Origin of the sequence: Anaeromassilibacillus sp. An250, assembly GCF_002159845.1 — a bacterium.
GTDB lineage: Bacteria > Bacillota > Clostridia > Oscillospirales > Acutalibacteraceae > Anaeromassilibacillus > Anaeromassilibacillus stercoravium.
Window position 1 is genome coordinate 54748 of the sequence record NZ_NFJK01000016.1, and the last position, 24665, is coordinate 79412.

The 24665-nt window shown below is 52.4% G+C and carries 19 protein-coding genes and 2 pseudogenes; 15 read left to right on the plus strand and 6 right to left on the minus strand.

All coding sequences use genetic code 11. The annotated features are described in order from the left end of the window. Positions 1 to 287: 287 nt before the first annotated feature. From B5F54_RS13275 to B5F54_RS13290, 4 genes are all read left to right on the plus strand, one after another. Positions 288 to 2036 carry an ABC transporter ATP-binding protein gene (locus tag B5F54_RS13275; protein WP_087234737.1) on the plus strand — a complete coding sequence of 583 codons (1749 nt, stop codon included), beginning with the start codon at positions 288 to 290 and terminating at the stop codon, positions 2034 to 2036. Further along, positions 2036 to 3796 (plus strand): ABC transporter ATP-binding protein, encoded by a 1761-nt coding sequence (locus B5F54_RS13280; protein WP_172749739.1) that lies wholly within the window; start codon positions 2036 to 2038, stop codon positions 3794 to 3796. Before B5F54_RS13275 ends, B5F54_RS13280 begins: the two co-directional genes overlap by 1 nt. A 167-nt stretch (positions 3797 to 3963) precedes the next feature. Next, positions 3964 to 4848, plus strand: coding sequence for a transketolase (locus tag B5F54_RS13285; protein ID WP_087234738.1), 885 nt, complete (start codon positions 3964 to 3966; stop codon positions 4846 to 4848). Continuing rightward, complete coding sequence (locus B5F54_RS13290; RefSeq protein ID WP_087234739.1) at positions 4849 to 5787, plus strand: transketolase family protein; 939 nt, start codon at positions 4849 to 4851, stop codon at positions 5785 to 5787. 513 nt (positions 5788 to 6300) lie between these two features. On the opposite strand, the gene B5F54_RS13295 is transcribed toward B5F54_RS13290, so the two are convergent. Beyond that, positions 6301 to 7362 (minus strand): aldose epimerase family protein, encoded by a 1062-nt coding sequence (locus tag B5F54_RS13295; protein WP_087234740.1) that lies wholly within the window; start codon positions 7360 to 7362, stop codon positions 6301 to 6303. A gap of 44 nt (positions 7363 to 7406) precedes the next feature. Further along, entirely contained in the window at positions 7407 to 8360 is a 954-nt protein-coding gene (locus B5F54_RS13300; protein WP_087234741.1) for an ROK family protein, read from the minus strand. A gap of 675 nt (positions 8361 to 9035) precedes the next feature. On the opposite strand from B5F54_RS13300, the gene B5F54_RS13305 reads away from it, so the two are divergent. From B5F54_RS13305 to B5F54_RS13320, 4 genes are all read left to right on the plus strand, one after another. Then, a complete protein-coding gene (locus tag B5F54_RS13305; RefSeq protein ID WP_275532239.1) occupies positions 9036 to 9737 on the plus strand; it encodes a sugar transferase in 702 nt (233 codons plus the stop codon). Next, positions 9727 to 10467 (plus strand): tRNA threonylcarbamoyladenosine dehydratase, encoded by a 741-nt coding sequence (locus tag B5F54_RS13310; protein ID WP_087234743.1) that lies wholly within the window; start codon positions 9727 to 9729, stop codon positions 10465 to 10467. The genes B5F54_RS13305 and B5F54_RS13310 overlap by 11 nt, the downstream gene beginning before the upstream one ends. A gap of 94 nt (positions 10468 to 10561) precedes the next feature. Then, entirely contained in the window at positions 10562 to 10756 is a 195-nt protein-coding gene (locus B5F54_RS13315; RefSeq protein WP_087234744.1) for a hypothetical protein, read from the plus strand. 343 nt (positions 10757 to 11099) lie between these two features. After that, positions 11100 to 11960 (plus strand): serine hydrolase, encoded by an 861-nt coding sequence (locus B5F54_RS13320; protein WP_172749740.1) that lies wholly within the window; start codon positions 11100 to 11102, stop codon positions 11958 to 11960. 121 nt (positions 11961 to 12081) lie between these two features. On the opposite strand, the gene B5F54_RS13325 is transcribed toward B5F54_RS13320, so the two are convergent. After that, on the minus strand, positions 12082 to 14475 hold the full coding sequence (locus B5F54_RS13325) for a cation-translocating P-type ATPase (protein ID WP_087234746.1): 2394 nt from the start codon (positions 14473 to 14475) through the stop codon (positions 12082 to 12084). A gap of 443 nt (positions 14476 to 14918) precedes the next feature. Here B5F54_RS13325 and B5F54_RS13330 point away from each other — a divergent pair, with 443 nt between their 5' ends. Further along, on the plus strand, positions 14919 to 16133 hold the full coding sequence (locus B5F54_RS13330; RefSeq protein ID WP_140400389.1) for an O-antigen ligase family protein: 1215 nt from the start codon (positions 14919 to 14921) through the stop codon (positions 16131 to 16133). A gap of 273 nt (positions 16134 to 16406) precedes the next feature. Here the strand turns inward: B5F54_RS13330 and B5F54_RS13335 are convergent, their stop codons facing one another. From B5F54_RS13335 to B5F54_RS13345, 3 genes and pseudogenes are all read right to left on the minus strand, one after another. After that, positions 16407 to 16928 (minus strand): hypothetical protein, encoded by a 522-nt coding sequence (locus B5F54_RS13335; protein ID WP_087234748.1) that lies wholly within the window; start codon positions 16926 to 16928, stop codon positions 16407 to 16409. Positions 16929 to 17223: 295 nt separating this feature from the next. Further along, positions 17224 to 19038, minus strand: a complete 1815-nt coding sequence (locus tag B5F54_RS13340; protein ID WP_087234749.1) for an ABC transporter permease — start codon at positions 19036 to 19038, stop codon at positions 17224 to 17226. Beyond that, a pseudogene (locus B5F54_RS13345) lies at positions 19035 to 19436 on the minus strand (ABC transporter ATP-binding protein); the annotation flags it as partial. The pseudogene B5F54_RS13345 and the gene B5F54_RS13340, both read right to left, overlap by 4 nt. A gap of 374 nt (positions 19437 to 19810) precedes the next feature. On the opposite strand from B5F54_RS13345, the gene B5F54_RS13350 reads away from it, so the two are divergent. From B5F54_RS13350 to B5F54_RS13375, 6 genes and pseudogenes are all read left to right on the plus strand, one after another. After that, positions 19811 to 21196, plus strand: a complete 1386-nt coding sequence (locus B5F54_RS13350; RefSeq protein WP_442856131.1) for a ParB/RepB/Spo0J family partition protein — start codon at positions 19811 to 19813, stop codon at positions 21194 to 21196. A gap of 295 nt (positions 21197 to 21491) precedes the next feature. Then, a complete protein-coding gene (locus tag B5F54_RS13355; protein WP_087234751.1) occupies positions 21492 to 21833 on the plus strand; it encodes a DUF7768 domain-containing protein in 342 nt (113 codons plus the stop codon). A 1-nt stretch (position 21834) separates the two neighbouring features. Beyond that, positions 21835 to 22548, plus strand: a complete 714-nt coding sequence (locus B5F54_RS13360; protein ID WP_087234752.1) for an antirestriction protein ArdA — start codon at positions 21835 to 21837, stop codon at positions 22546 to 22548. Between the two features lie 27 nt (positions 22549 to 22575). After that, on the plus strand, positions 22576 to 23082 hold the full coding sequence (locus B5F54_RS13365) for a PcfB family protein (protein ID WP_087234753.1): 507 nt from the start codon (positions 22576 to 22578) through the stop codon (positions 23080 to 23082). Next, positions 23069 to 23368 (plus strand): annotated as a pseudogene (locus B5F54_RS13370) (VirD4-like conjugal transfer protein, CD1115 family); the annotation flags it as partial. The gene B5F54_RS13365 and the pseudogene B5F54_RS13370, both read left to right, overlap by 14 nt. Positions 23369 to 23400: 32 nt before the next feature. Beyond that, positions 23401 to 24665 (plus strand): recombinase family protein (locus B5F54_RS13375; protein ID WP_087234758.1); only part of this gene is annotated, 1265 nt, incomplete at its 3' end.

Genomic DNA, 24665 nt, shown 5'->3' on the forward strand with positions numbered 1-24665 from the left:
TCTATCTGCCCGCTGGGAAAGGCGAGACATTTGCACCTCCATCGTCTACATATTCAGTTTTACAGTGAATATTATCGACTTATTTCTTATATATAAATTTTAACAGATTATTTATAGAAAACAAGGGACAAATCATACAAAGAAATTTCTGCTTTTTTGTCTTTTTATGTCAGTGAAAGAATACCACAGAAGAAATTCGTTTTTTGGAAGTAGCCAGCAAAATAAATTGCTATTTCTGTCCAATGGAGGTAAAATAGAGGATATGTTAAAGAAAAGGATTTGGTCTCATGCGAAAACTCGCACGCTTCCTGAAGAATTACCGGCTGCAGGTCATCCTGGGCCCTATCTTCAAATTGACGGAAGCCGTCTTTGAACTGATTGTACCAATTGTGACAGCGGATATCATCGACAACGGTGTACGCACCGGGGACGTCGGCTATGTCTGGCGCATGGGCGGCGTGATGCTCCTGTTGGGCGTTGTTGGCCTGTGCTGTGCGCTGGTCTGTCAGAAAATGGCCTCCATTGCTTCGCAGGGGTTTGGAACGGTCCTGCGAAATGAGATGTATCGCCATATCAACACATTTTCCCATAAGGAGATCGACCGCTTCGGCACGCCGTCGCTGATCACCCGCATTACAAACGACGTCAACCAGCTTCAATATGCGGTGGCAATGTTAATCCGCCTGGTGATCCGCGCGCCATTTTTGGCGCTCGGCGCCGTAGTGATGGCAATGTTGATCGATCTTCCACTTGCTATTGTCTTTTTGGTGGCGACACCGCTCATCGGGTTGGTGCTTTATTTGGTCATGAGCCGGTCGGTGCCGTATTTCAAAGTCATGCAGAAAAAGCTTGACCGTATTTCGCTGATTTCCCGCGAAGGGTTGAGCGGCGCGCGCGTCATCCGCGCGTTTTCGAAGCAGGACCATGAGGAGGCGCGATTCCGCACAGCTGCCAACGACCAGACGGACACCGCCATCCGGGTGGGAAAGCTCTCCGCGCTTTTGAACCCGCTCACATACCTGATTATGAACTTTGCCGTGATCGCGATCGTTTGGTTCGGCGGAATGCGCGTGACCTCCGGTGGGATGACACAGGGCGAAGTCATCGCCTTTGTCAACTACATGTCGCAGACATTGCTGGCGCTGATTGTTGTAGCGAATTTGGTGGTCACCTTTACCAAGGCGGCTGCCTCTGCGGGCCGCGTCAACGAGGTGCTTGAGACGGAAACATCCGTCCCGGAACCGGCGAATGGGCCGGTTTCGCCCAAGCAGGGCGCGCCGGAAATCGCTTTTTCGCATGTGAGTTTCTCCTATAGTGGAGACGGGGGAGAGCATGGAGAAAAATACGCTGTAAAGGATTTAGACTTTACTATAAGAAAAGGGGAAACGATCGGGATCATCGGTGGCACTGGTTCCGGAAAATCGACGCTGGTCAGCTTGATTCCGCGGTTTTACGACGTCACTGAGGGTTCTGTTTCCGTGGAAGGAATCAATGTAAAGGAATATCCCTTTTCACAGCTTCGCGAGAAAGTGGGAATGGTTCCACAGCTCGCGGAGCTCTTTTCCGGCACGATTGCGAGCAATCTGCGCTGGGGAAACGCCCATGCGACCCAACAGGAGCTGGAAAACGCCCTGCGAATCGCACAAGCGAAAGATTTCGTTGACCGTCTGCCGCTTGGGTTGGAGAGCCCAGTGAGCCAGGGCGGAAAGAATTTCTCTGGTGGCCAAAAGCAGCGTCTGACCATCGCCCGCGCGCTCGCGGGGAAGCCGGAAATCCTCATTTTGGACGATAGTGCCAGCGCGCTGGACTTTGCAACGGACGCAGCCCTGCGGCGCGCGCTGAAAGCGGAGACGCAGGGGATGACGGTTTTAATGGTCTCCCAGCGCGTGAGCACGGTGAAAGCTGCAGACCGCATCCTTGTGCTGGACGACGGCACTATGGCGGGCCTGGGGACGCACGAAGAGCTTATGGAGAGCTGTGAGGTCTACCGGGAAATCTGCCTTTCCCAGTTGAGCAGAGAGGAGGCGGCGCGCTAATGAAAAAGTCCGGGATCAATAAATCTGTCTTGAAGCGTCTGCTGCGCTATGCGAAGCCTCACGCGGGATTCCTGCTTTTGGCGTTGGTCAGCGCCATCATCAATGTGTCCTTGACGCTCTATGGTCCCATCTTGGTTGGACGGGCCATCGACTATGTGATCGGCCCGGACCAGGTGGATTTTGCTGCCATGGTCCCTGTCCTAATCACTTTGGCGGGCACGATTGTGGTCAGCGCGGCCTTCCAATGGCTGATGACCTATTGCACCAACCGCGTCAGCTATAAGACGGTGCGCGATCTGCGCATCCAGACGTATGAGAAGATCAATACACTGCCGCTGAAATACATCGACGGCCACGCGCACGGGGATCTGATCAGCCGCATTGTCAACGATGTGGATCAGGTGTCTGACGGCTTGTTGCAGGGGATCACCCAGCTTTTTACCGGTGTTGTGACGATCGTCGGTACTTTACTGTTTATGTTGACCATCAGTCCGGTGATTACGGTGGTGGTGGTTTTGGTCACGCCGCTTTCACTGTTCGTAGCGGCCTTTATCGCCCGGCTGACCCACCGGCAGTTTGTCGAGCAGCAGGCGACCCAAGGAGAGCTTTCCGGCTTTGTGGAGGAGATGATCGGAGGACAGAAGACCGTCAAGACCTTCCACTATGAAGGTCGTGCAGAGGAGCGATTTAAAGAGATCAATGGGCGGCTGTACGACTGTGGTGTAAAAGCGCAGTTTTATTCATCCTTGAGCAATCCCAGCACACGTTTTGTCAACAATATGGTATATACCGCGGTTGCGGCCTTTGGTGCCGTCTGCGCGATCACAGGCTGGCCCGCGCCGTTGACGATCGGCCAAATCTCCAGTTTTCTGACCTACGCAAACCAGTACACGAAGCCGTTCAATGAGGTGACAGGGGTGCTCACCCAGATTCAGACCGCATTCGCCTCTGCAGAGCGCCTCTTTGCCGTCCTAGACGAGGAATCTGAACGGCCGGATGCCCCGGATGCGGCTGTTCTGGAGCACTGCAAAGGAGATGTGGCGGTCGAGCATCTGTATTTCTCCTACGATCCTGCGCGTAAGCTGATCGAGGATATGAACATTGCTGCAAAAAGTGGAAGCCGGATTGCGATCGTTGGCCCGACTGGGTGCGGCAAGACGACGATCATCAACCTATTGATGCGGTTTTATGATGCGGACCGCGGATCGATCTCCGTGGACGGGCACAATATTCAGTCGGTCACACGCAACAGCCTGCGTAAACAGTACGGCATGGTGCTTCAGGAGAGCTGGCTTTTCTCCGGCACAGTGCGGGAAAATATCGCGTATGGCCGGGAGGACGCAAGTCTGGAAGAGGTGGTTGCGGCGGCCAAAAAAGCGCACGCGCATTCCTTTATCCTGCGCCTCCCGCAGGGGTATGACACCGTGATTTCTGAAGATGGCGGCAACCTCTCGCAGGGGCAGCGGCAGCTGCTGTGCATTGCACGGGTTATGCTGGTGGACCCGCCCATGCTGATCCTCGATGAAGCCACCAGCAGCATCGATACCCGCACGGAATGGAAGATCCAAACAGCGTTTGAAGAGATGATGCGCGGGCGGACCAGCTTTATCGTGGCACACCGCCTTTCTACCATCAAGGGTGCGGATTTGATCCTGGTGATGAACCAGGGCCATATTGTGGAGCAGGGTACCCACGAGTCGCTTTTGGCCAAAGGCGGCTTTTACGCCAACCTGTACAACAGTCAGTTTGCCGTTAGTTAAAAGAGGAAAGAGTAGGAAAAGGGGGCGTTGCCTGCCTTTCTCGGTTTTGTAAACCGGTATTTTCCAACAAAATTTTATCAAGATGCGCTGGAACAGTCGTCGCATGGCGCAAATAGGCAAAAATATCCCGGCGAAAATTGCATTTTCTGCGTTGATGCGCTATAATAATGGCGGTTGTTTCTCATATCATTTCAAGGGAGGACATTATGAATACAGCAGAAAAGAAAGACCTGCAAATTGCGGCCTGTAAAATCCGTATGGGCGCGATTGAGGGAGTTTATCATGCAAAATCCGGACATCCGGGCGGCTCTCTCTCCGCAGCAGACGTGCTGACCTATCTCTACTTTAAAGAGATGCGCGTGGATCCCACTCGTCCGGCGGACGAAGACCGGGATCGTTTTGTGCTCTCAAAGGGGCATTGCTGCCCGGCACTGTATGCGACATTGGCGCTCAAGGGGTATTTCCCGATGGAAGAGCTGCAAAAGCTGCGCCATATTGGTGCGATGTTACAGGGGCATCCCAACATGTTGGACACTCCCGGCATTGATATGAGCACGGGTTCCCTGGGCCAAGGCGTATCTACGGCCTGCGGCATGGCGTTAGCGGCGAAGATCATGGGCAAGGATTATCGCGTGTATTCCATGCTGGGCGACGGCGAAATCGAAGAGGGCCAAGTGTGGGAGGCTGCGATGTTCGCGTCCCACAAAAAATTGGACAACCTCTGCCTGATTGTGGACAACAACGACCTCCAGATCGACGGCACGCTGGATGAGGTTTGCAGCCCGTACCCGATCGACGAGAAGTTCCGCGCATTTGGATTTGACGCTGTCATCATTGATGGCCACGATTTCGATGCGATTGAAGAGGCGTTTGCCCATGCACGCGAAGTGAAGGGCAAGCCCTGTGTCATCATCGCAAAGACGGTGAAGGGCAAAGGCGTCTCCTTTATGGAAAACCAGGTGGGCTGGCACGGCACCGCCCCCAACCAAGAGCAGTATGAAGTTGCGATGCAGGACCTCAAGCAGGCGCTTGCGGCATTGGAGGTGGAATAAATGGCGGATGTAATCAAGAAGGCGACCAGAGACGGCTACGGCGAAGCTCTGGTTGAGCTCATGGACGAATACCCAAATTTGGTGGTGCTCGACGCGGACTTGGCGGCCGCCACGAAATCCGGTATGTTTAAGAAGGCGCACCCGGAGCGCTTCTTCGACTGCGGGATCGCAGAGGGGAACATGATGGGCGTCGCCGCTGGGCTTGCTGCGGCCGGAATGCTCCCGTTTGCCAGCTCTTTTGCCATGTTTGCTACGGGCCGTGCCTATGAGCAGGTGCGCAATTCGATCGGCTATCCGCACTTGAATGTCAAGATCGGCGGTTCCCATGCTGGAATTTCCGTCGGTGAGGACGGCGCGACCCATCAATGCTGCGAAGATATCGCATTGATGCGCACCATTCCGGGAATGACAGTGGTGAATCCGGCTGACTATTATGAGATGAAGGCCGCGGTTAAGGCGATCGCTGCATATAACGGCCCGGTCTATGTGCGTTTGGGCCGCCTGGCCATTGAGACGATCAACGATGAAAGCTATCAGTTTGAGCTGGGCAAGGGTGTAACCCTGCGCGACGGCAAGGACATCACCATTGTGGCGACGGGCCTGATGGTGGGCGAATCCCTTAAGGCAGCGGAGCAGCTCGCAGAAGCGGGGATCGACGCGCGTGTGATCAATATTCACACCATTAAGCCAATTGATGCAGAACTGCTGCGCAAAGCGGCGGCGGAGACCGGCCACATTGTAACAGCGGAAGAGCACAGCATCATTGGCGGCCTGGGCGACGCAGTGTGCGAAGCAATCCGTGAAAACCCGGTTCCGGTGACAAAGATCGGTGTAAACGACCGCTTTGGCTATTCCGGCCCGGCGGTGGATCTGCTCAAGGATTTCGGCTTGTGCGCAGACCATGTGGCGGAGGTCGTAAAAGAGGTCTTGAAGAAATAAAAAGCGGTAGTAGCGTTTTTCGATAAACTTTATGGATACAGCAAACCGGCGTAGCAGGGCAGACCTGCCGCGCCGGTTTTTTTATCGCTTTCAGCATGACAAAACCCCCGGTTCTACCGGGGGTAGGTAAAAAACCTTGGCAAAAGAAAAAGTAAAAAAACCGTTTGTTCTTCAAAGGAAAAAGAATGGTACGGAGGTTCTGAAAGGAAGGCGGGAATTTTCGCGAAAAGTGTCCCTCTCGCAGAATGCTATGAAGTACCAAAGAGAACTGGTTTACCAGTAGCAGGGAAAACGATGCGATGATATTTTTCAGTACCCTTTCCAGGGGTCAGCAAGTACTGACCCCTCTGGGGTCTGAGCAAACCACTAGTTTTCTAGTGGTTGTGATTATCTCTTGAAGACTACCCATGGGCGAGTGGTTTCCAAGAGATAAAGCAAACGCTCTGGAAGCAATTTACTTCCAGAGCGTGGAATCTTTGTATATAGCCAATCCTTATTGAAAACGATGTGCTTTTATTTTCGCACCTCAAATTTGTATGTGGTGGTATGCCGGTATACTTCGCCGGGATGGAGGACAGCACTGGGGAAATTGGCGTGGTGAGGTGAATCCGGGAAGAACTGCGTCTCCAGGCAGAGCGCATGGTGTGCCTGAAGGGGAACGCCGCCATTGGCACAAACGCCCTCGGAAAAGCCGTTTGCCGTGTAGAGCTGCATGCCGGGCATGTCGGTGAACACCAGCATGACGCGCCCCGTAGACTGGTCGTAAACCTCCGCCGCCTTCTTCCGGCCAGGCTCCCCAGCCAAGACAAAATTGTGATCGTAGCCGTTGCACTGGCGCAAGAACGGGTCGTTGGCCCGAATATCCTGTCCGATCGTTTTTGCCTTGCGGAAATCCGCCGGGGTACCGGCTACCGGGACCAATTCGCCGGTAGGAATCAGGCCCTCGCCCGCAGCGGTCACAAAATCTGCGTGGATCTGCAATTCATGGGAAAGGATATCCCTAGCAGGATCGCCCGTCAGATTAAAGAAGCTGTGATTGGTCAAATTTACAAGTGTGGATACATCGGTTTTCGCTGTATAGTCGATCACCAGGGCGTTGTCCGTCGTCAAGGTGTAGCAGATGGAGACGTCGAGATTCCCAGGGAAGCCCTCCTCGCCGTCCGCACTGCGATAGGCAAAGGTGATCGAAGGCGCTTCGTCGTCGTTGTTGCTGCATTTCAGCCGCCAAGCCTTCTGATGGAAGCCCTGGAAACCGCCGTGCAGAGTGTTGCCATTTTCGTTCTGGCTTAGGGAATAGAGCGTCCCGTCGATCTCTGCTTTTCCACCTGCAATGCGGTTGGCATACCGGCCGACCGCTGCACCGAGGAAATCGCCGTCCGCGAGGTATTCCTCCAGTGTGTCGTGGCCCAGGACCACATTGCCCAAATTCCCCTTGCGGTCTGGCACCTGAATGCTGACAACGCGCGCACCGTATTCCATTGCCTGAATGCGCACACCGTTGGTATTTGTCAACGTATATAGATGAATTTTTGTCCCGTCCGGCAAGCTGCCAAACATCTTTTGTTCAATACTCATATCCAAATCCTTCTCAAATAAAATTGGAAATGCAAAAATAGAGATTATTTGCCCAGAAGTGCCGCACCGATGATGCCTGCGTCGTTGCCGAGCTGTGCCTTGCAGATCTTCGTGCGCACCTTTGCGCCGCCGTACTGCTCACGGTCTACATATTCGCGCACAGGGGCCAACAGGGTTTCACCCTCGTTGCAGATGCCGCCGCCGATGCACAGAATGTCCGGTTGGAGGGTATTGACGCAGTTAGCCAAACCGCAGCCGAGGTAAGCGATGTATTCATCGACAACCTTCTTGCCGACCGGGTCGCCTGCACGCATAGCGTCGAACGCTGTACGGCCGTTTACATTGTCAAGGTTTCCGTCGACCAGTTTCCAGATGGGGCTCTCCTTGTCTGGATTGGCAAGCATAGCCTCTTTTGTGCTGATGATCAGGCCCGTTGCGGAGGAATAGCGCTCCCAGCATCCGTCGCGTCCGCAGGAACAATGACGGCCGTTAAACACAATGACCGTGTGGCCCATTTCACCAGCGCAGAAGTTGGAACCGGAATAGATTTTCCCGTCAATGATGATGCCGCTTCCTACGCCGGTTCCCAATGTGATCGCCAAAGCGTTCCGCGCACCCTTCAATGCACCCGCCTGATATTCCCCATAGGCGGCTGCATTTGCGTCGTTCTCCACGATAACCTCTTTTTTCATGCGCTCTTGCAGCATACGCTTCAACGGGAAATTATTAAAATACAGGTTGTTGGAAAATTCTACAACACCCAATTCACGGTTGACCGTGCCAGGGGTGCCGATTCCCACCCACGGGATGTCGTCGATTGTAACGCCTGCATCCTCCAGAGCGGCAAAGGCCGTCACTGCGAGCTGTTCACACATCTCTTCCGAGGAACAGGGGACGCGGGTCTTATTCTTTCCACGTCCAATAATTTGATAATTTTCGTCCACCACGCCTACGGCTATGTTGGTTCCGCCGAGGTCAATGCCAAGATAGTATGCCATTTTCATGTCCTCCTTGTGTTTTCATATAGAAAGTGCGACCAGCTCCAAGGGCAGCTTTTTGAGACGGAAAAGGGGAGACAGCACACGCCTTTCTGGGCCCTTGTGCCGGAGCGCATTGTTTTTGTGCAACGTCCGGTCTTCTTTCCCAGCCGCATGCCGTTTCAAATTCCTCCATGCATGCGTTATAAGACCGGAACTTGCCTTTTCCCATATGTACCGGTCTCCGGAAAGCAAGTAGATGCATCCATAAAAGGACTGGATGCTCCATTGCCAAGCCGCCCTGATTCCGTTCGGATAAAGTTTTTCACGCTATTGCATTGTTTGCCTTTAAGCTTTTGAAGCGATCGGCCCTGGTTGGCCACTTTCTTATACAAGTCAAGTTTAATTATAATCTTAATTTATTATAACATTTATTTGGATAAATTGTAAAGGAGCATATAGCGTTTTTTCTGTAGAATCTGCAAAGAATGAAGTTAGTAACTATGCCGATAGATTTGTCCCATAGGGGGTTTTATGGTATAATAGCCTCACACGCTTGGAAAAATGGAGCATTTTTGAGTGCTGGGAGAGCATGAGACCATATATGAAAGCTTCTGCTCAAGAAAAAGGCTGGTCTTATTTTATAGAATATTGGTACTCCCAAATCTAAATCAAAAGAAAGTTGGAGCATTGATCATGAAATACGAAGAGTTGCCCAAAGCGATGCAGGAGGGTGCTATAAAGCCTTACTGGGATCTGCTTCAGAAAAAAAAGGGTTCCCTGATTTTGAAGCGGCTGATGGATATTGTAGCTTCCTTTTTGATGCTGGTTATCCTCTCTCCCTTTTTATTGATCCTGGCTGCCGCAGTCAAACTGGACTCCAAGGGGCCAGTCTTTTACCGTCAGGTCCGTGTGGGGCGCTACAATCAAGATTTCAAAATTTTTAAGTTCCGCACCATGGTCCAAAATGCGGATCAGATCGGCCCTGCTGTCACGACAGGGGAAGATCCGCGAATTACCCGTGTAGGGAAGTTCATCCGCCGCTTGCGGCTGGATGAGTTTTCCCAGCTGCTGAATGTTTTGAACGGGACAATGAGCTTGGTTGGGCCGCGGCCGGAAGTGCGCAAATACGTCGACCTCTATACACCGGAGCAAATGGCTACTCTGCTGGTGCGGCCTGGCGTCACTGCCCCTTCCAGCATTGCTTTTAAAGATGAGGATCAACTGCTCGATGCGGCGGAGGACCCGGAAAAGGTATATGCGGAGCAGATTTTGCCGCCCAAAATGGAGCTAAATTTGGAATATCTGGAGCACGTATCCCCTTTATATGATCTTTCCGTGCTTTTCCAGACGGTGGCAGCAGTGTTTTTGCCAGGAAGGGACAAGGATGCGCAATGAGTTTTCACGCTCCCAGATTTTGCTGGGTGCAAGCAGCATGGAAAAATTGAAAAATAGCCGGGTCGCGGTGTTCGGGTTGGGCGGCGTGGGCAGCTTTGCCGCAGAAGCGCTGGTGCGAACTGGCGTCGGCCACCTTTTGTTCATTGACAATGATGTGGTGAGCCTGACCAACATCAACCGCCAGATTCTTGCCGACCACTCGACGTTGGGCAGGAAAAAGGTGGATGTGATGCGGGAACGCGCGCTGCGTATCCATCCCGCTGCGGATATCCAGACCTTCCCGTTGTTTTTCCTCCCGGATACCCCTTGCGATTTTTTAGACGGCTGTGATTACATTATAGACGCTATCGATACGGTGTCCGCAAAGCTGGCCCTGGTGGAGGTGGCACAGAGGAAGGAGATCCCAATTATCAGCAGCATGGGCACGGGCAACAAATTGGACCCTTCCCGGTTTGAAGTGGCGGACATCTATGAGACTTCTGTATGCCCCTTGTGCCGGGTAATGCGCCGCGAACTGAAAAAGCGGAGAGTATCGTCCCTGAAAGTTGTTTACTCACGGGAAGAGCCGGTCCCGCGGGAAGAAAATCCCGATTTGCAGGAGGACTCCCCTCGCAGGCAGACGCCTGGGAGCGTGGCGTTTGTCCCGCCGGTTGCGGGGTTCCTTTTAGCAGCGGAGGCCGTCAAAGATTTGACGGAAGGACTCCGGCCATCGCCCCAGCAGGCCCGGTGAGGGAGAGGGATTGCTAGATATGATATCCCCGCTGGTGTAGTTACCCCGGATATTTTCCCTTGTATGGGATATACTAACCATGGGGTGATGAAACATGAAGAATCGAAAAAAACAGGCGATGGATCAGGTGCAGATGAGGACCTCTTCCAAAGCCGAACAACGGGCCGAACGTGCGGCAAGCGCACTTCCAGAAATGAACAAGGGGAGCATCCCTTCGGATGTCGGTGGCAGCTATACCGGCACGCCGGCGGACGACATATATCCTGTTCAGGACGCAGACGACCTGTAAAATTTTTGAATACGGTGTTTTGAAAACGGCTGTCCAGTAGGATAGCTGTTTTTTGTTTTCAAGATACTTGCGGTCTGAAAAGATGCAGAATATAATAGAAAATAGATCTTATATAGCATATTGGGATAGGAAATGTGTGGATCGATTGGAAGGAAAAGGAGGATGCCCGGTGTACAGAAAATATAAAAGGAAGGGCTGGCTGTCTGGTGGGATTGCTGTTATGCTTTTGATCCTTTTTGGCGTTCTTTTCATAGAAATCCGTGATACATCGCTCGCAAGGCAAAACCCCCTTTTGCTTTCGGCTGATTTTCTACAAAATGCCTTAGATGGAGTGGGGGAAGTTTTGAGTAACACGCAGGAAGAACTTTCTTCAGGGGCTCTTCCATCTGAAACGGCAAAGGAAGTGCAGGAAGAACCAGGGCCGAGCGTTACGCCGGAGGAGGCGGCATGGTTGGATGAACACATCGCTTCACTGGGAGGCGGCGTGTCGGTCTATTATAAGAGTTTGGCCCGCGGGAATACCTATTCTTTTGATGACGAGACGGAATATTATATCGCCAGCGTGGTCAAGGCTCCCTATGCGCTCTATGTTTACCAACTTGCCGATGCAGGAACGGTGGATCTCTCTCAGACATACACCTATGAATCCCGCCATCGCTTGGGAGGAACAGGTTATCTCCAAGAGCAACCTGTGGGGACCCAATACACGCTTGCACAGCTTTTGGAATATACCATCCGTTACAGCGACAATAACGCTTTTTTGATGGTCCGTGAAGCCGTCCCTACGGATGGATTTAAACAATTTGTGCGGACATTGGGGTTGCTTCATGAGAACTCGATGGATTCATTGGGCGAAGGGGCGGCCATCCGCGGAAATATCTGCGCACATGACGCTGGTATCATCGCGGAAGCAATTTATCGTTATGCGGAAAGCGGTTCCCCCAATGGAGCCAAACTGAAGGAGGACATGCTCCATACCGAACAGCCCATGTTGCGCTCGGAATATCCCATGGCACGGAAGCTTGGTTCCTGGGAGGGTGCGATGCACGACGTTGCGATTATTTACGCGCCGGAACCCTACATACTAGCAGTTTGTACCAACCGTGGGCATAGCTATGATAGCTGGTATGTTGAATCGGATTATGAACCATTTTTAAAAATTTCAGAGTGGATCGAAGAGGTCTCCCAGAACGAAGAGTCCTGAAGGCACAGAAAAGGACCGGCCCTACAGGTTCCAACGGCGTTTGGAATCTGTAGGGCCGGCCTTTTTGCCAGCTGCAACAGGGGGATTTAAAGCTCTGGAAATTTTAGCGTTGCATCCCCTATTACTCTGCATTGCGCATGATGATGCGTTCGATCACATGTAGCACAGCGCTCATCATGCAGATTGCAAAGAGTAGCAGCGGAACTAGGACTACGATCATAGGAATGGTGAGGTCCACAAGGGAGAATAGCGATTGGAAGAACAGCATGGCCATAACAAACCCGACCACCATGAGCGTATATAGGGCAGTACGCAGTAGATTGAATGGCATACAGACCTTTAACAAGGTCAGAAGACCCGTGAAGCCAGTCAGGATAACCGCCAAGGTTGAGATTTGTTCATTGGGCAGATGGAGGAACAGAGAGATCGCCACCAACAATAGGACATTCGCAACCATTGTAAACGCGCCTGGGAGAGATTTGCGGATAATATTGACCAAGAAGCTTCCGCGAATACGATCTTTATTGGGCTCCAAGGCCAAAATGAAGGATGGAATACCGATGGTAAAGGTATTAATAAGGGTGAACTGGATCGGTTGGAACGGATAGTCACATTGCAGGAAGATGAAGCAAACGGCAATGATGGCGGAAAAAATGGATTTTACCAGGAACAGGGAGGAAGAGCGCTGGAGGTTATTAATAGAACGCCGGCCCTCCTGCACGATGCGCGGCATGCTGGCGAAGTTGGAGTCCAAGAGCACAAGCTGCGAGACCGTGCGGGCAGCATCGCTTCCGGAGGCCATTGCTATACTGCAATCGCTCTCTTTTAGAGCCAGCACATCGTTTACGCCATCGCCTGTCATGGCAACTGTATGTTTCTGTTCCTTGAGCGCCTTGACCAGATCGAGCTTTTGCTGCGGCGTGACGCGACCGAACACGGTGTATTCTTCTGCGGCTTGCCGGATATCGTCGTAGGATTTTAGGGTTGTGGCGTCCACAAAACGATCGGCCTTTTCCAGCCCTGCGCGCTTGGCGATATTGGCTACGGTCACAGCATTATCGCCTGAGATCACTTTGATATCCACGCCCTGATCTGCAAAGTACTCCAGTGTTTCACGGGCGTTGTCACGGATCTTATCGCTCAAAAGCAGAAGGGCGATGGGGGCAATTTCCTTTGGGAGCTCCTGCTCACGGAAGGAATTCTGGGAATAAGCCAGAAGCAGCACGCGCTGCCCCTGTACGGCGTAGGCCTCCACCTTTTCCCGCAAAGGCTCGAAACGTTCACCCAGAACGAATTCCGCAGCCCCAATCAGAAAGGTTCCCACATTTTGGAAGCTTGCACCACTCCATTTGCGCGCAGAGGAGAACGGAACCGTACCAGTACACTGCCAATCCGGAACGGCAAACCCCATTTGTTTCATGGCTAGGGAAGTAGGATTTTCGTCATTCAATGCATTCGTTACCGCTGCAATCGCATCCTCCACTTGTGTCTGCGCGATGGGACAGAGCGGTTCGATGCCATCTACTTGCATGGTTCCTTCCGTGATCGTTCCTGTTTTATCCAAGCAAAGGACATCCACACGGGCCAATGTTTCAATAGAATATAGATCCTGCACAAGGGCGTTGTAACGGGAGAGCCGGATCACACTGACCGCCAACACCACGCTGGTGAGCAGCACCAAGCCTTCAGGGATCATACCAATCAATGCGGCCACAGTGCTGACCACAGCTTGCGAGAAGGGCTGTGCCGAGATGACAAATTGCTTATAAAACAGTGCGATTCCAACGGGTATGATAGAAAGACCGAGCACTTTAATGATTTTGTTGATGCTGGTCATGATCTCAGAGTTGGGCTTTTTGAGATACTTCGCACGGTTGGTGATTTGGGCAGCGTAGTTTTCCGTCCCTACATGCTCAACACGCGCATAGCAGTCGCCGCTGACAACAAAACTACCGGAAAAGAGAAGGTCACCCGGCTGTTTCACAACGGGGTCGCTTTCGCCAGTCAGAAGGGATTCATTTACCTCGCATGCCCCATATTGTACGATGCAGTCTGCGCAGATTTGATTCCCAGTGGATAGGCGCAGGATGTCATCCAGAACCAGTTCCTCCACCGGTAGGCTCTGCTCTTCGCCGCCACGGACGACGCGCGCTTTCGGAGCAGCAATCAGGGAGAGCTTGTCGATGGTCTTTTTCGCGCGGATTTCCTGTAAGGTCCCGATGAGGGTATTGCAAATCACAACGCCCATAAACAGGAGGTTTTTGTAGGAACCGACTAGGAATACCATGCTGGCCAAAATGACATTTAAAATATTGAAAGGCGTTATTAGATTTCCACGGATAATCTGGCCGACCGTTTTGGTTTTGATTTCCCCGGAGTCGTTCGAAAGGCCCTGTTGCTGGCGCATTTGGACCTGCTGTGCATTAAGCCCCTGTGTATAGTTCGGTTCAAAGCGTTCACAATAGTCCTGACGGGATTCTACGGCGTTCGTAGATGGTTCAACCTGTTTCTTCATACAATCTCCTTTGCCCATTCCCTTGGAACGTCTGATAAAAATTTTGGCGGGCGTGCGTCCTCTTATACATCTTGTACAGCGGAAAAAAGTGCCGGGCCATATGCTTGGAAAAAAGAGGACAAATTCCCTCTTGATTATACTATGGAACGTAAAAAAATGCTAGTTACGGGTGGAATTGTAAGAAACGTTAAAAAAGTGTTCATAAATTCGGCGCAATAGCCAAAAAACGCCGGAAACTATGATTTGATTCAATCGAATATTTCTCTTGCTCAAAATAAAAAAACTGCTATAATAGAGTATCGTATTAAAAGGTCTATACATGCCAATGGATGCCTGTCAATACACATCTTTTTATTTCGCCGCCGGGGACATATGAGGATAGGAATGGACTTTACTTCTAAAGAAAGGGGGAATGGCCTATCACCAAGACAATGGAATCTGTTTTGTTTCGTTTTCTGCGTTGGGCCAAACAATTAGAGGTCGATACCATTGCGCCTATGGCCTTGGTTCTCTCTCTTTTTTTTCCTTTTTATGTGTCCGTTGTTACGGTAGGCGCTGTCGCTGTTATGACGATGGTAAACTACCGGATGCGTACAAGGGCTTTGGAATCCCCTTATGGTAAGCTGCTGATGGGGGTACTGATTGCCCCTTTTTTTGTTTCGGCCATTTACAACAATTATATGGGGATGCTTTATAGCATGTTGGTTCTGGCTGCAGTTGTCTGTGCCTTCTATTTGCGGAGTGTCATGACGGGGGCTCTTTTTAACCGGATGATGGATGCAGCCTGTGTGGCCAGCGTATTTTGTGCTGCAATTGCATTTGTGCAAAAGGCAGCTTCTTTTGCCGTCTCTCCGGATTACCGGCCTGTCTCTATGTTTTCCAATGCCAATTACTATGGCATGATGATCGAATTTCTCGTGATAATCGCACTCTATCGCATCTTTACCAATTCAAAAGAGCGCATTTTTTATGGGGTTGTGATTGCCATCAACTTAATAGGGCTTTATCTTTGCGCCAGCATGTCGGCGTGTATGGGACTGCTGTGTGCGGTTTTGGTGTTGTTCTATTTGAAGAAGTATTACAAATGGATGGCTGCCTTTTTGACGTTTGCTGGCTTAGCGGCTATATTCAGCCTATTATTCCCCATCCTTTTTCCAAGAGTGGAAGCGATCGATAGCACATTTGGACAGCGCCTGTCCATCTGGTCCGCGGCAATCCAAGGGATTCAGTCGCACTTGTTGTTTGGTATGGGACCGACCTCTTATCAATTGATATATCGTGTATTTGACGGGTATCAAACATATCATTGCCACAACTTGTTGTTGGATGCCCTGCTAAACTACGGCTTGCTCGGCGCGGGTGGGATAGGAATCTATCTTTTTATACAGTGCAAGGTGTTGTGGTTGCGTTTCCGCAACCACATCTGCACAGATATGAACATCCTTCTGGCAGCTGCTTTTACCGCTGTTGTAGTGCATGGGGTAACGGATGTAACGGTTTATTGGATTCAAACAGGGATGTTGTTCCTGATTTTGTTTTCCAGCACAGGCATCTGTGCCGACTATGTAGAGAGCAAGCTTCGTCTACCAAGGTTACTCCATCTGTCCGGTGAGCCAGCAGGGGCATATGCACGTGTTGCGTCGTACCTGCGTCGATGAAAATGAGACATGGAGTGTGCGGTCCCATCAATTGTAAAATTTGATGATCCGTTCAAACCTTATGCATCCGTTTTAAGAATGGAGGTTTCCCTACCAGGCACAGGGATACCTTCCCAAGAGATTTGCAACTGCTAAAAATATCCCTATGCTTTTTGCAGAAAGGCGGCAGGTTTTGCCGGATGGGTATAAAGAGTTTCTGCTTCCTCTCGAATATATCGATTTTGCGTTCCCGTTCCGTTGCATAAGTTTATATTGCATGCTTCTAGGAATTTTTTATCCAGTGGTTCGCGTCTTTTTTCTGTGGATCACAATACTTGCGAGGATCCAGACCAGAAGATAGGACGAGGCGGCTCCGGCCACGATAAAGCAAGTGGTTTTTTGCTTTGTGGAATAAGATTCTATCGTTTCAGCTGCGTCGATGGTGATGTAAGTATCCTTTTGCGGAATGGTGAGGACGCGCCGGCGGATTGGTTTTCCATCAACCAGGAGCCTTTGCGCGGCACTTTCGATGGAGCCGGCTTCATATCTGTACTTATATTCAGGGCTGCCTGTGGCCTGATAGCAGACCACGTAGACCGTCTTGGTAGGATGCATACGCCTAGCCCGTCCAGTAGCGGTATTCCGGACCTGCTTGGGATAGACTTCATTGGGGATAAAAGTATAGACCCCCATATCTTTATAATCGGAGACGGGGCGGATCGTGGAAAGGGTGTATAAGCTAAAATAGACGGAGACCGCCGCCACGAATAGCAACAAAATGCTGAGGATATAACGGATAGATTTTATTCTTGACATTTTAGTACTTCCTTTCCATCTTTCCAAGCATTGGGAAGCGCCTACTCAAAATCGTATTCGAAAATGAATAGCATAACGAAATGGAACCTTCCAATAGGAGGGTTCTTTTTACTATGCGGCATCCTTCTTTATGGAGAAGAATGTTTCCTGAGGATCGCGATAGCGTTTTGGGTTTTCCGTTAACATCATCAAATACGTGACGTTTTATAGCTATCTAGTGGGGGATCGTACGAGAATCTTCGGTTTGGGCCATGGCAGAGCGTTCTCCCCATAGTTGCATCGTCACCTATTGTCATCACAGTTCGTTGATGGTTTCCGTCACCGACATGGTCCGCATCCGTTTGGCAGGGGAATAAGCGGCAAGTACAGCCGCAGCAATGACAAACAGAACAATGATGGCCAGTGACCCGATGGGTAAGCTCCAGGTCGCATAGGGGAAGTGGCCAGTGATAAGGAAATCATACATCATTTTGCTGAAAGGCAGGCCAATCGAACAGCCAATTACACATCCCCAAAAAGCATAGGTGAAGGCCTCCGCCATAATCATTTTGGAGAGTTGGCGGACGTCCATGCCTACCGCCCGCATAGCACCATATGGTCTGATCCGGGCAGATGTGCTCATTGAGATGCTGTTGACAATGTTCAGCACGGTAACCAGCGTGATAATTCCCAAAAAGGCATAAACACAAGTTACAAATGCAAAATATGTGCCGGAAGTGCGTTGATCTCGTTTATCGCTCAAGGTATAACCATTTTCTTCCACAATCTTGCAGATAGCGGCTACATCGTCATCCGTTACATTGGGAGTTGTCTGGATCATAATGAGCGAATAGTCTGTAACGCCTGTCAAACGGACAAACGTCTCATCTGAGGTGATCAGGGTGATTTTTCCGCCGGTGAGTCCGTCTCCGCTGAACGGGTCATATTTGAGCAGGCCAGCAATCGTAAGTTCCTCATTCCCTATGAAAATGGTATCTCCTATTTTCCAAGAGCTGTTCTGATCCCAGGTGGCAAGGGCATACCTGCTGTCGCCGTAGATCTTTGACAAATCGCTGCCCCATTGGAGGGCACCATCTTTTTGGAGCGCCTCCAGGTCGAAATTATCAAAGGAGACTAGGTCTACCGTGCCGGACAAAGTTGTGTCACCATTCAGCCCGGCAGGAACAGCAAAGCAGCTCCTGCGGCCGTAGACCTGTTTAACGCCTTCCATATTGCGGAGTGCCATTGCCAAACGGTTATCGATGGAATTTGCCCCATCGGTGCTTGAAATATCGATGTCGGAGGTTGCCGCTGACTGCGGCATCAGGTGGTTGACAAAATCAATCAAAACGGAAAAGCTCAAAAATAGAATGATACTCAGTGCAAAAGAACCTGTCATCAAAATCAGATTTTTCTTTGCAGATACCGCATGATGAATCCCCAGCGCCGTTTCAATCCGGAGGAACCTTGCATGGACGGGATGGCGCGATGCGCTGGATTTTTCCGGATTCCCAGAGACCGCCGCAACAGGGGACACCATTGCGGCGTGTTTTGCCGGCGCTCTCGACGCCAGCAGAACCGTAATTATGCCGACCAAAATCCCGCTGCCAATGCCAATCCCGCTGATATCAAACAGCGGGATGTTTGAGAATTCTTCCCCGACCACAAAACGCAAGGCCGCACACATCGCCCAGGAAGTGACGACACCGAGAATAAGGCCAATGGGAACCGCTGTTTTGCACCAGTTCAGGGCTTCTAGGCGCACAAAACGGATAATCTGCTGCTTACTCATGCCGATGCAGCGCATCATGCCAAAGAACTGTGTCCGCTGTGCCACGCTGGTGTTGATGCTGCTGGAGATCATGAGCACCCCAGCGGTTAGGACGAGTAGAAACATTCCCACTGCTGTCAGGAGGAGTGTCTGCCCCATTGCGCTGTCCATCAGGCCAGCAAGGGAAAAGCTGCCGTGTTTTTCTGCTAACCTTGTTTGTTCCATTTGAGCACCCATTTCTGCCATGCTGAAGATAGCCGTTACCATAAACACGGCAAAGATGATGCATAGCAGCGTCATTCGGTTTTGCCGCCGGTGGACCTTTGCGGAGATGGGGATTAAGCTTAAATAACTTCTCATTCCCGGCACCTCCCCCAATCGGTCACCACGCCGTCGGATACCTGTAAGATGCGGTCGGCGGTTTGGGCGATGCTTTGGCTGTGCGTAATCATCACAATGGTCTGTTCATACAGCCGGGAAGCTTCTTTTAGCAAGGCAATTACCTCGCTGGTGTTCTGCGTGTCCAGATTGCCGGTTGGCTCGTCGGCTAAGACCAGTGCTGGGCGGGCAATCAGTGCACGTCCAATTGCTACACGCTGTTGCTGGCCGCCAGAGAGCTGGCTGGGCAGATGGCAGCGGCGTTTCTGGAGGCCCAGCACGGTCAACAATTCCTCCAGATACTTTTTATTTGGTTTCTGGTAGTCAAGCAGCACCGGGAAGATGATGTTCTGCTCCACTGTTAACTCCGGGATCAGGTTAGGTTTCTTTACAAAGGCATAATCATAAATCACAACAAAAACCGAGCCAACCTACACTAAAACGTCGCTTTTTTCGAGGAAAAGGCGGCGTTTTTTCATGGCCCGGTTTTGGAAAGGAGTGGTGCTGACTTTATACTAAAACGAAAGGGGGAATTTTTTTAGCTGGCCGGGCCGGGAGGTCTGGCCTTTTTTCATCTCACGAAAAAGGAGGTTAGCCAATGGCAGATGAAAAAGTAAACGTGAGCCCGGAGGAAAAGAAAGCCCCGGAAGCTCCGGCCCCGTCCGGGCCGGGCGATCCGCCTGCGCCGAAGCACACCGAGGGGCCCGTTGTCCCTGGTGGAGATCAGACGGCCCCCGCTCATGTGGAGCCCGCCATGCCGGAAAAAACGGAGGGGCCCATCAAGCCAGAGCAGTCTGTTATCCCTGGTATGGGTGAGGACACTCCCGCACCGTCCAGCAAGGTGATCAACCTCTCGGACATCCAGGCCGCTGATAAGGGCGGTAAGGAGGCTTCTACTCCCACTCTGGAAAAGAAAGCGCCGGAGGCGGATAAGCCGCCGAAGCGCCGGGGCCGTCCGCCGAAGGAGCAGGCCGGGCCGACTGTGGAGAAAAAGTCGAAAGCGGCGGAGCCCCGCACAGGCCGCCCGTCTAAGGTTGACAAGGCGGCCCGTGAGGAGGCTCCGCCCTCTGTTCGGGACAAAGTGTCCAGAGGTAAGAAAGCCGACAAGGGCAAGGAAACGGGTTCCGGCGGTGCGCCTGCGTCTAAATCCGCTAAGACGGTAAAGCCGGGCAAGGCCGCTCCCGTCAAGGAGGCGGCAGTCCCGCCGCCGGAGATTAAACTGCCGCCCACGCCGGAGGTGCCGCCCCGCCCGGTGGAAGAGGGAAAAATCGTCTATTTGAAGATGTCGGAGCTCCATCCGTTCCACACGTTCCGGGAACACCCCTACAAGGTGCAGGACGATAAGGCGATGGACGATCTGGTGGGGACGATCAAGGAACACGGCATTATGACCCCCGCCACCGTCCGCCCGGAAAAGGACGGCAAGGGCTATGAGATTATCGCGGGCCACCGCCGCCATCATGGTGGTGCGCGGGCCGGGCTGGAGGAAATGCCCTGTATCGTCCGGGAGATGACTGACCTTGAAGCTGTCCGGGAAATGCGGAACAGCAACAAACAGCGCGGCGATCCGCTCCCCAGCGAGCTGGCAAAGCTCCTGGATTTGGAGGTGGAGGCCATCAAACGCCAGGGGGCCCGCCCGAAAACGGAGAAAGAGGCCGAGGCCCTTGGTAAGCTCTCGGTGGAGATCGTTGGCAAGGATCACGACATGAACTATAAAAAGGTCATGCGGTATATCCGGCTCAACTCCTTGGTGCCGGAGCTTCTGGACAAGGTGGACGCAAAGCAGATGGGCTTTATGCCTGCGGTGGAGATCTCGTATATCAGGCCGGAAAACCAGCGGCTGATTGCCGTTTCCATTGACGGGGAGCAGTCCTCCCCCTCGGTGGCCCAGGCGAAGCGGCTCCACGAGCTGGACAAGGAGGGCAAGCTCAACGGCGATGTGATCGACGGCATTTTGAGTGAAGAAAAAAAGGAGGATCGCGGTGTGATTATTTCGACTGCTGAACTGTCTAAGTATTTCGGCAAGGAGGTCACTCCTGCCAAAATGAAGGAGCAGATCATGGCTCTGCTGGACGAGTGGAAAGAGAAACAGCCGCCCGAACTGGCGAAGCCGGACAAGAAAAAGGACTTGGAGAAGTAACCCGGCCCCGCTTCTGGACACTTTGTCCAGAGGTAAGCGCCCCGCGCTTGGGATGGGCTCTGTGGTGATATATCCCCCGTCGCCGCCTATATTCCTGCACAGCCGGGAGTGGGCCGTCAAGGGTGCAACGCACCGCCGCTCGCGGCGGCTTGCCCTTGACGGTCTGCCCCGGCTGTGCTACTTCCAGCGGCGCGGCGGGGGTATATATCCTCCAGAGCCGCCCCCTTTCCCTGGATAGGGAAAGGGCGGGGGGATAGGGTCGAACTACCTATTATAAATATCGGAGGTGTTGAAGATGAAACGATCCCTTGCTTATATTACCGCCGCATGGCGCGGCGATCCTGCGGTGGACATGGAACAGGCGGCGCATTTCTGCCGTGTGGTCTACGATGCGGGCTATTCCCCCATCTGCCCCATGCTCTATCTGCCGCTGTTCCTCAATGACGCGGTGCCGGAGGAGCACAAGAACGGCATCGACATGGGCCGTGACCTGCTCCGGCGTTCCCGTGTGCTGGTGGTGTGCGGCCATACCATCACCGAGTCCATGAAAAATGATATTGCCGTGGCCCAGCGGCTGGGGATCACCGCTACCACCCTTGAGGGCATCCTGACCGTCAAAGGCCAGGGCCGCCGCTGATATGGCGTCCCTGTTTGAAGCCTACATCACCAACCTGGGAAAATACAACGAGGGCGAGCTGGTCGGTGAAACCTTGAAATTCCCTACTACCACGGAGGAGGTGCAGGGACTTCTGAAACGCATCGGCGTGGACGGGGTGCGGTATGAGGAATTTTTCATCACCAGCTTTGACGGTGATGTGCTGGGGCTCTATGACTATCTCACGGAATATGAAAACCTGGACGAGCTCAATCATCTGGCCTGCCTACTCTCCGAGCTGGAGCAAAGCGACTTGGAGAAGTTTGAAGCGGTCATTGACAGCGGCGAACATACTTCCAGCGTGGCTGACCTCACCAATCTGGCACAAAACCTGGATTGCTACGAGTTTTATCCCGGTGTGGAGGACGATGAAACCCTGGGGCGCATTTATGTGGAGGATATGGAGGCCATTGACATTCCCGATCACCTGCTCCCTTACTTCGATTATGAAGCATATGGGCGGGACGTGCGGATCAACGAGGACGGCCACTTTGCCCCCGGCGGCTATGTACTGAACAACGGCGGCAAATTCATCGAGCACTACCACGGGATCGAGGACATTCCCGCCGAGCACAAGGTTTTCGCGTTCCCGCAGCTCTCGGTGCGGGAGCAGATGGCGGCCTACAAAGAAATTATTGACGGCTCCTCCCTGGAGGGCTATCGGAAGATTGCCAAAAAGGAGCATGAGGAGCGGTAGCAGCACTTCTGGACACTTTGTCCAGAGGTGCTTTTTTCATGGAAAGGAGGGATACGGCTGATTGATGAGGACGTTTCCAGACGTACCATAGCAGTTTCCATCAAGGCGACGAAGCTCACGGGCCGGGTGCTGGCCCAGGCGTGTCTGGCGGTGGGCCGGAAGATCAAGAAAGCGCACCGGGCCCGCCAGACACCCCACGGCAAACAGACGGTGCGCCAGCTCATGGGCCACGGGGCCGCCACGAACAGCATCGAGGTGGAGTCCCCAAAGGACTTTGACCGGGTAGCCCGGAAATGGAATGTGGACTATGCTTTTTATAAGACCGGGCCGGACAAGTACCTGCTGTTTTTCAAAAGCGGGCAGGCCGACGCCATCACCGCCTGTTTTTCGGAATATTCCCGGCGCGTGATGAAGCGTTCCAAGTCCCGGCGCGTCCCGATCCGGGAACAGCTCAAACGGGCCGCCGCTGAACTGGCCCGCCAGCCGTCCTACAAGAAAGAACGTGCAAGGGAGGCGGTGCATGAGGACAGATAGTATTAAGAAATATGTGATACCCAACATCCCGTACCTGTTTATCCTGTGGGCCTGCCTAAAGCTGGGGACGGCCTACCGCCTGGCTCCCGGAGCGGACTTTGCTCACAAGCTGATGGGCCTGGGCCAGAGCATCGGCCCGGCCTTTGCCGACTTTGCGCCGGGGCTCCATCCCCTTGACTGGCTCATCGGCATTGTGGGCGCGGTGGGCTTCCGTCTGCTGATCTATATAAAAAGCAAGAACGCAAAGAAATTCAGACGGGATGAAGAATACGGGTCGGCCCGCTGGAGTGCATAATTTTAAGTGTAAAGGACACCTACATGGACGCACAGGAGGTTATGCACATGACTGATTATAGCAAAATTACCGCCCTTTACTCCCGCCTTTCCGTGGGCGACGAGGACAGGGACGGCGGTGAGAGCAACAGCATACAGAACCAAAAAATCTTTTTGGAGAACTATGCCAGAGGACAGCACTTAACCAATATCCGGCACTACATTGACGATGACGAAAGCGGCAGATTTTTTGACCGTTCTGCCTATTCCCGCATGATGGACGATGTAGAAAACGGAAAAATCGGTGTCTGCATTATGAAAGACCTGACGCGCTGGGGGCGCGACTATCTCCAAGTTGGCAACGCTATGGAGATATTCAGACGGAACAATGTGCGCTTTATCGCGGTCAACAACGGGATAGACAGCGAGAAGCCCGACACATTGGAGTTTGCGCCCTTTATCAACATCATGTCGGAGTGGTACGCAAAGGACATCAGCAAGAAAGTAAAGACCGGCATTAAAACGAAGGGCATGAGCGGAAAGCCGATTGCCACCGAAGCCCCCTACGGCTATATGAAAGACCCGGACAACAAGGATTTTTGGATAATCGACGAGGAAGCCGCCGAGGTTGTGCGCCTTATTTTCCGTCTGTTTATCGGCGGGAAGAACCGCAACCAAATCGCCGTATATCTGACGCAGGAGCAAATCCCTACCCCTACTTTCTACATGAAAGACCGGGGACGGGGAACGTGTAAAAACAAGGCGCTCAATGAGGATAACCGCTACAAGTGGAACAAAGTCACCTTGACCCATATCCTCACGCGGCAGGAGTATTGCGGCGATGTAGTCAACTTCAAGACTACAAAGCATTTCCGGGACAAGCGGAACCACTATGTAGACCGGAGCCAATGGCAGATAACCGAAAATGTGCATGAGCCGATTATTGACCGCGCCGACTTTGAAACCGCACAGCGGATTTTGGAAAACGCGCCCGTCAGACGCCCCAACGGGGACGGGGAAATCCACCCTTTGTCGGGCTTGCTTTTCTGTAAGGATTGCGGCGCAAAAATGCACATCCGCATAGATTACAGGAACGGCGGCAAGCGGCATGTTGCCTATTGCAGCGAGTATCACAAGGGGAAAGCCAAAAACCCCAAGTGCCATTCCCCACACATCATCGACGCGGACTTGCTCATGCAGACCGTCGCGGAAGTGCTGAAGAAAATCGAGGACTACTCTATCAGCAACCGGGCGGAGTTTGAAGCCTTAGTGAAAAAGAACCTTGCCATGCAGCAGACCGACCAGACCAA

Excerpts from the sequence above, each read along its gene's own strand:
- B5F54_RS13275 (WP_087234737.1), top strand. The coding sequence starts at position 288 with ATGCGAAAACTCGCACGCTTCCTGAAGAATTACCGGCTGCAGGTCATC.
- B5F54_RS13280 (WP_172749739.1), top strand. The coding sequence starts at position 2,036 with ATGAAAAAGTCCGGGATCAATAAATCTGTCTTGAAGCGTCTGCTGCGC.
- B5F54_RS13285 (WP_087234738.1), top strand. The coding sequence starts at position 3,964 with ATGGCGGTTGTTTCTCATATCATTTCAAGGGAGGACATTATGAATACA.
- B5F54_RS13290 (WP_087234739.1), top strand. The coding sequence starts at position 4,849 with ATGGCGGATGTAATCAAGAAGGCGACCAGAGACGGCTACGGCGAAGCT.
- B5F54_RS13295 (WP_087234740.1), bottom strand. The coding sequence starts at position 7,362 with ATGAGTATTGAACAAAAGATGTTTGGCAGCTTGCCGGACGGGACAAAA.
- B5F54_RS13300 (WP_087234741.1), bottom strand. The coding sequence starts at position 8,360 with ATGGCATACTATCTTGGCATTGACCTCGGCGGAACCAACATAGCCGTA.
- B5F54_RS13305 (WP_275532239.1), top strand. The coding sequence starts at position 9,036 with ATGAAATACGAAGAGTTGCCCAAAGCGATGCAGGAGGGTGCTATAAAG.
- B5F54_RS13310 (WP_087234743.1), top strand. The coding sequence starts at position 9,727 with ATGCGCAATGAGTTTTCACGCTCCCAGATTTTGCTGGGTGCAAGCAGC.
- B5F54_RS13315 (WP_087234744.1), top strand. The coding sequence starts at position 10,562 with ATGAAGAATCGAAAAAAACAGGCGATGGATCAGGTGCAGATGAGGACC.
- B5F54_RS13325 (WP_087234746.1), bottom strand. The coding sequence starts at position 14,475 with ATGAAGAAACAGGTTGAACCATCTACGAACGCCGTAGAATCCCGTCAG.
- B5F54_RS13335 (WP_087234748.1), bottom strand. The coding sequence starts at position 16,928 with ATGTCAAGAATAAAATCTATCCGTTATATCCTCAGCATTTTGTTGCTA.
- B5F54_RS13340 (WP_087234749.1), bottom strand. The coding sequence starts at position 19,038 with ATGAGAAGTTATTTAAGCTTAATCCCCATCTCCGCAAAGGTCCACCGG.
- B5F54_RS13350 (WP_442856131.1), top strand. The coding sequence starts at position 19,811 with ATGCCGGAAAAAACGGAGGGGCCCATCAAGCCAGAGCAGTCTGTTATC.
- B5F54_RS13355 (WP_087234751.1), top strand. The coding sequence starts at position 21,492 with ATGAAACGATCCCTTGCTTATATTACCGCCGCATGGCGCGGCGATCCT.
- B5F54_RS13360 (WP_087234752.1), top strand. The coding sequence starts at position 21,835 with ATGGCGTCCCTGTTTGAAGCCTACATCACCAACCTGGGAAAATACAAC.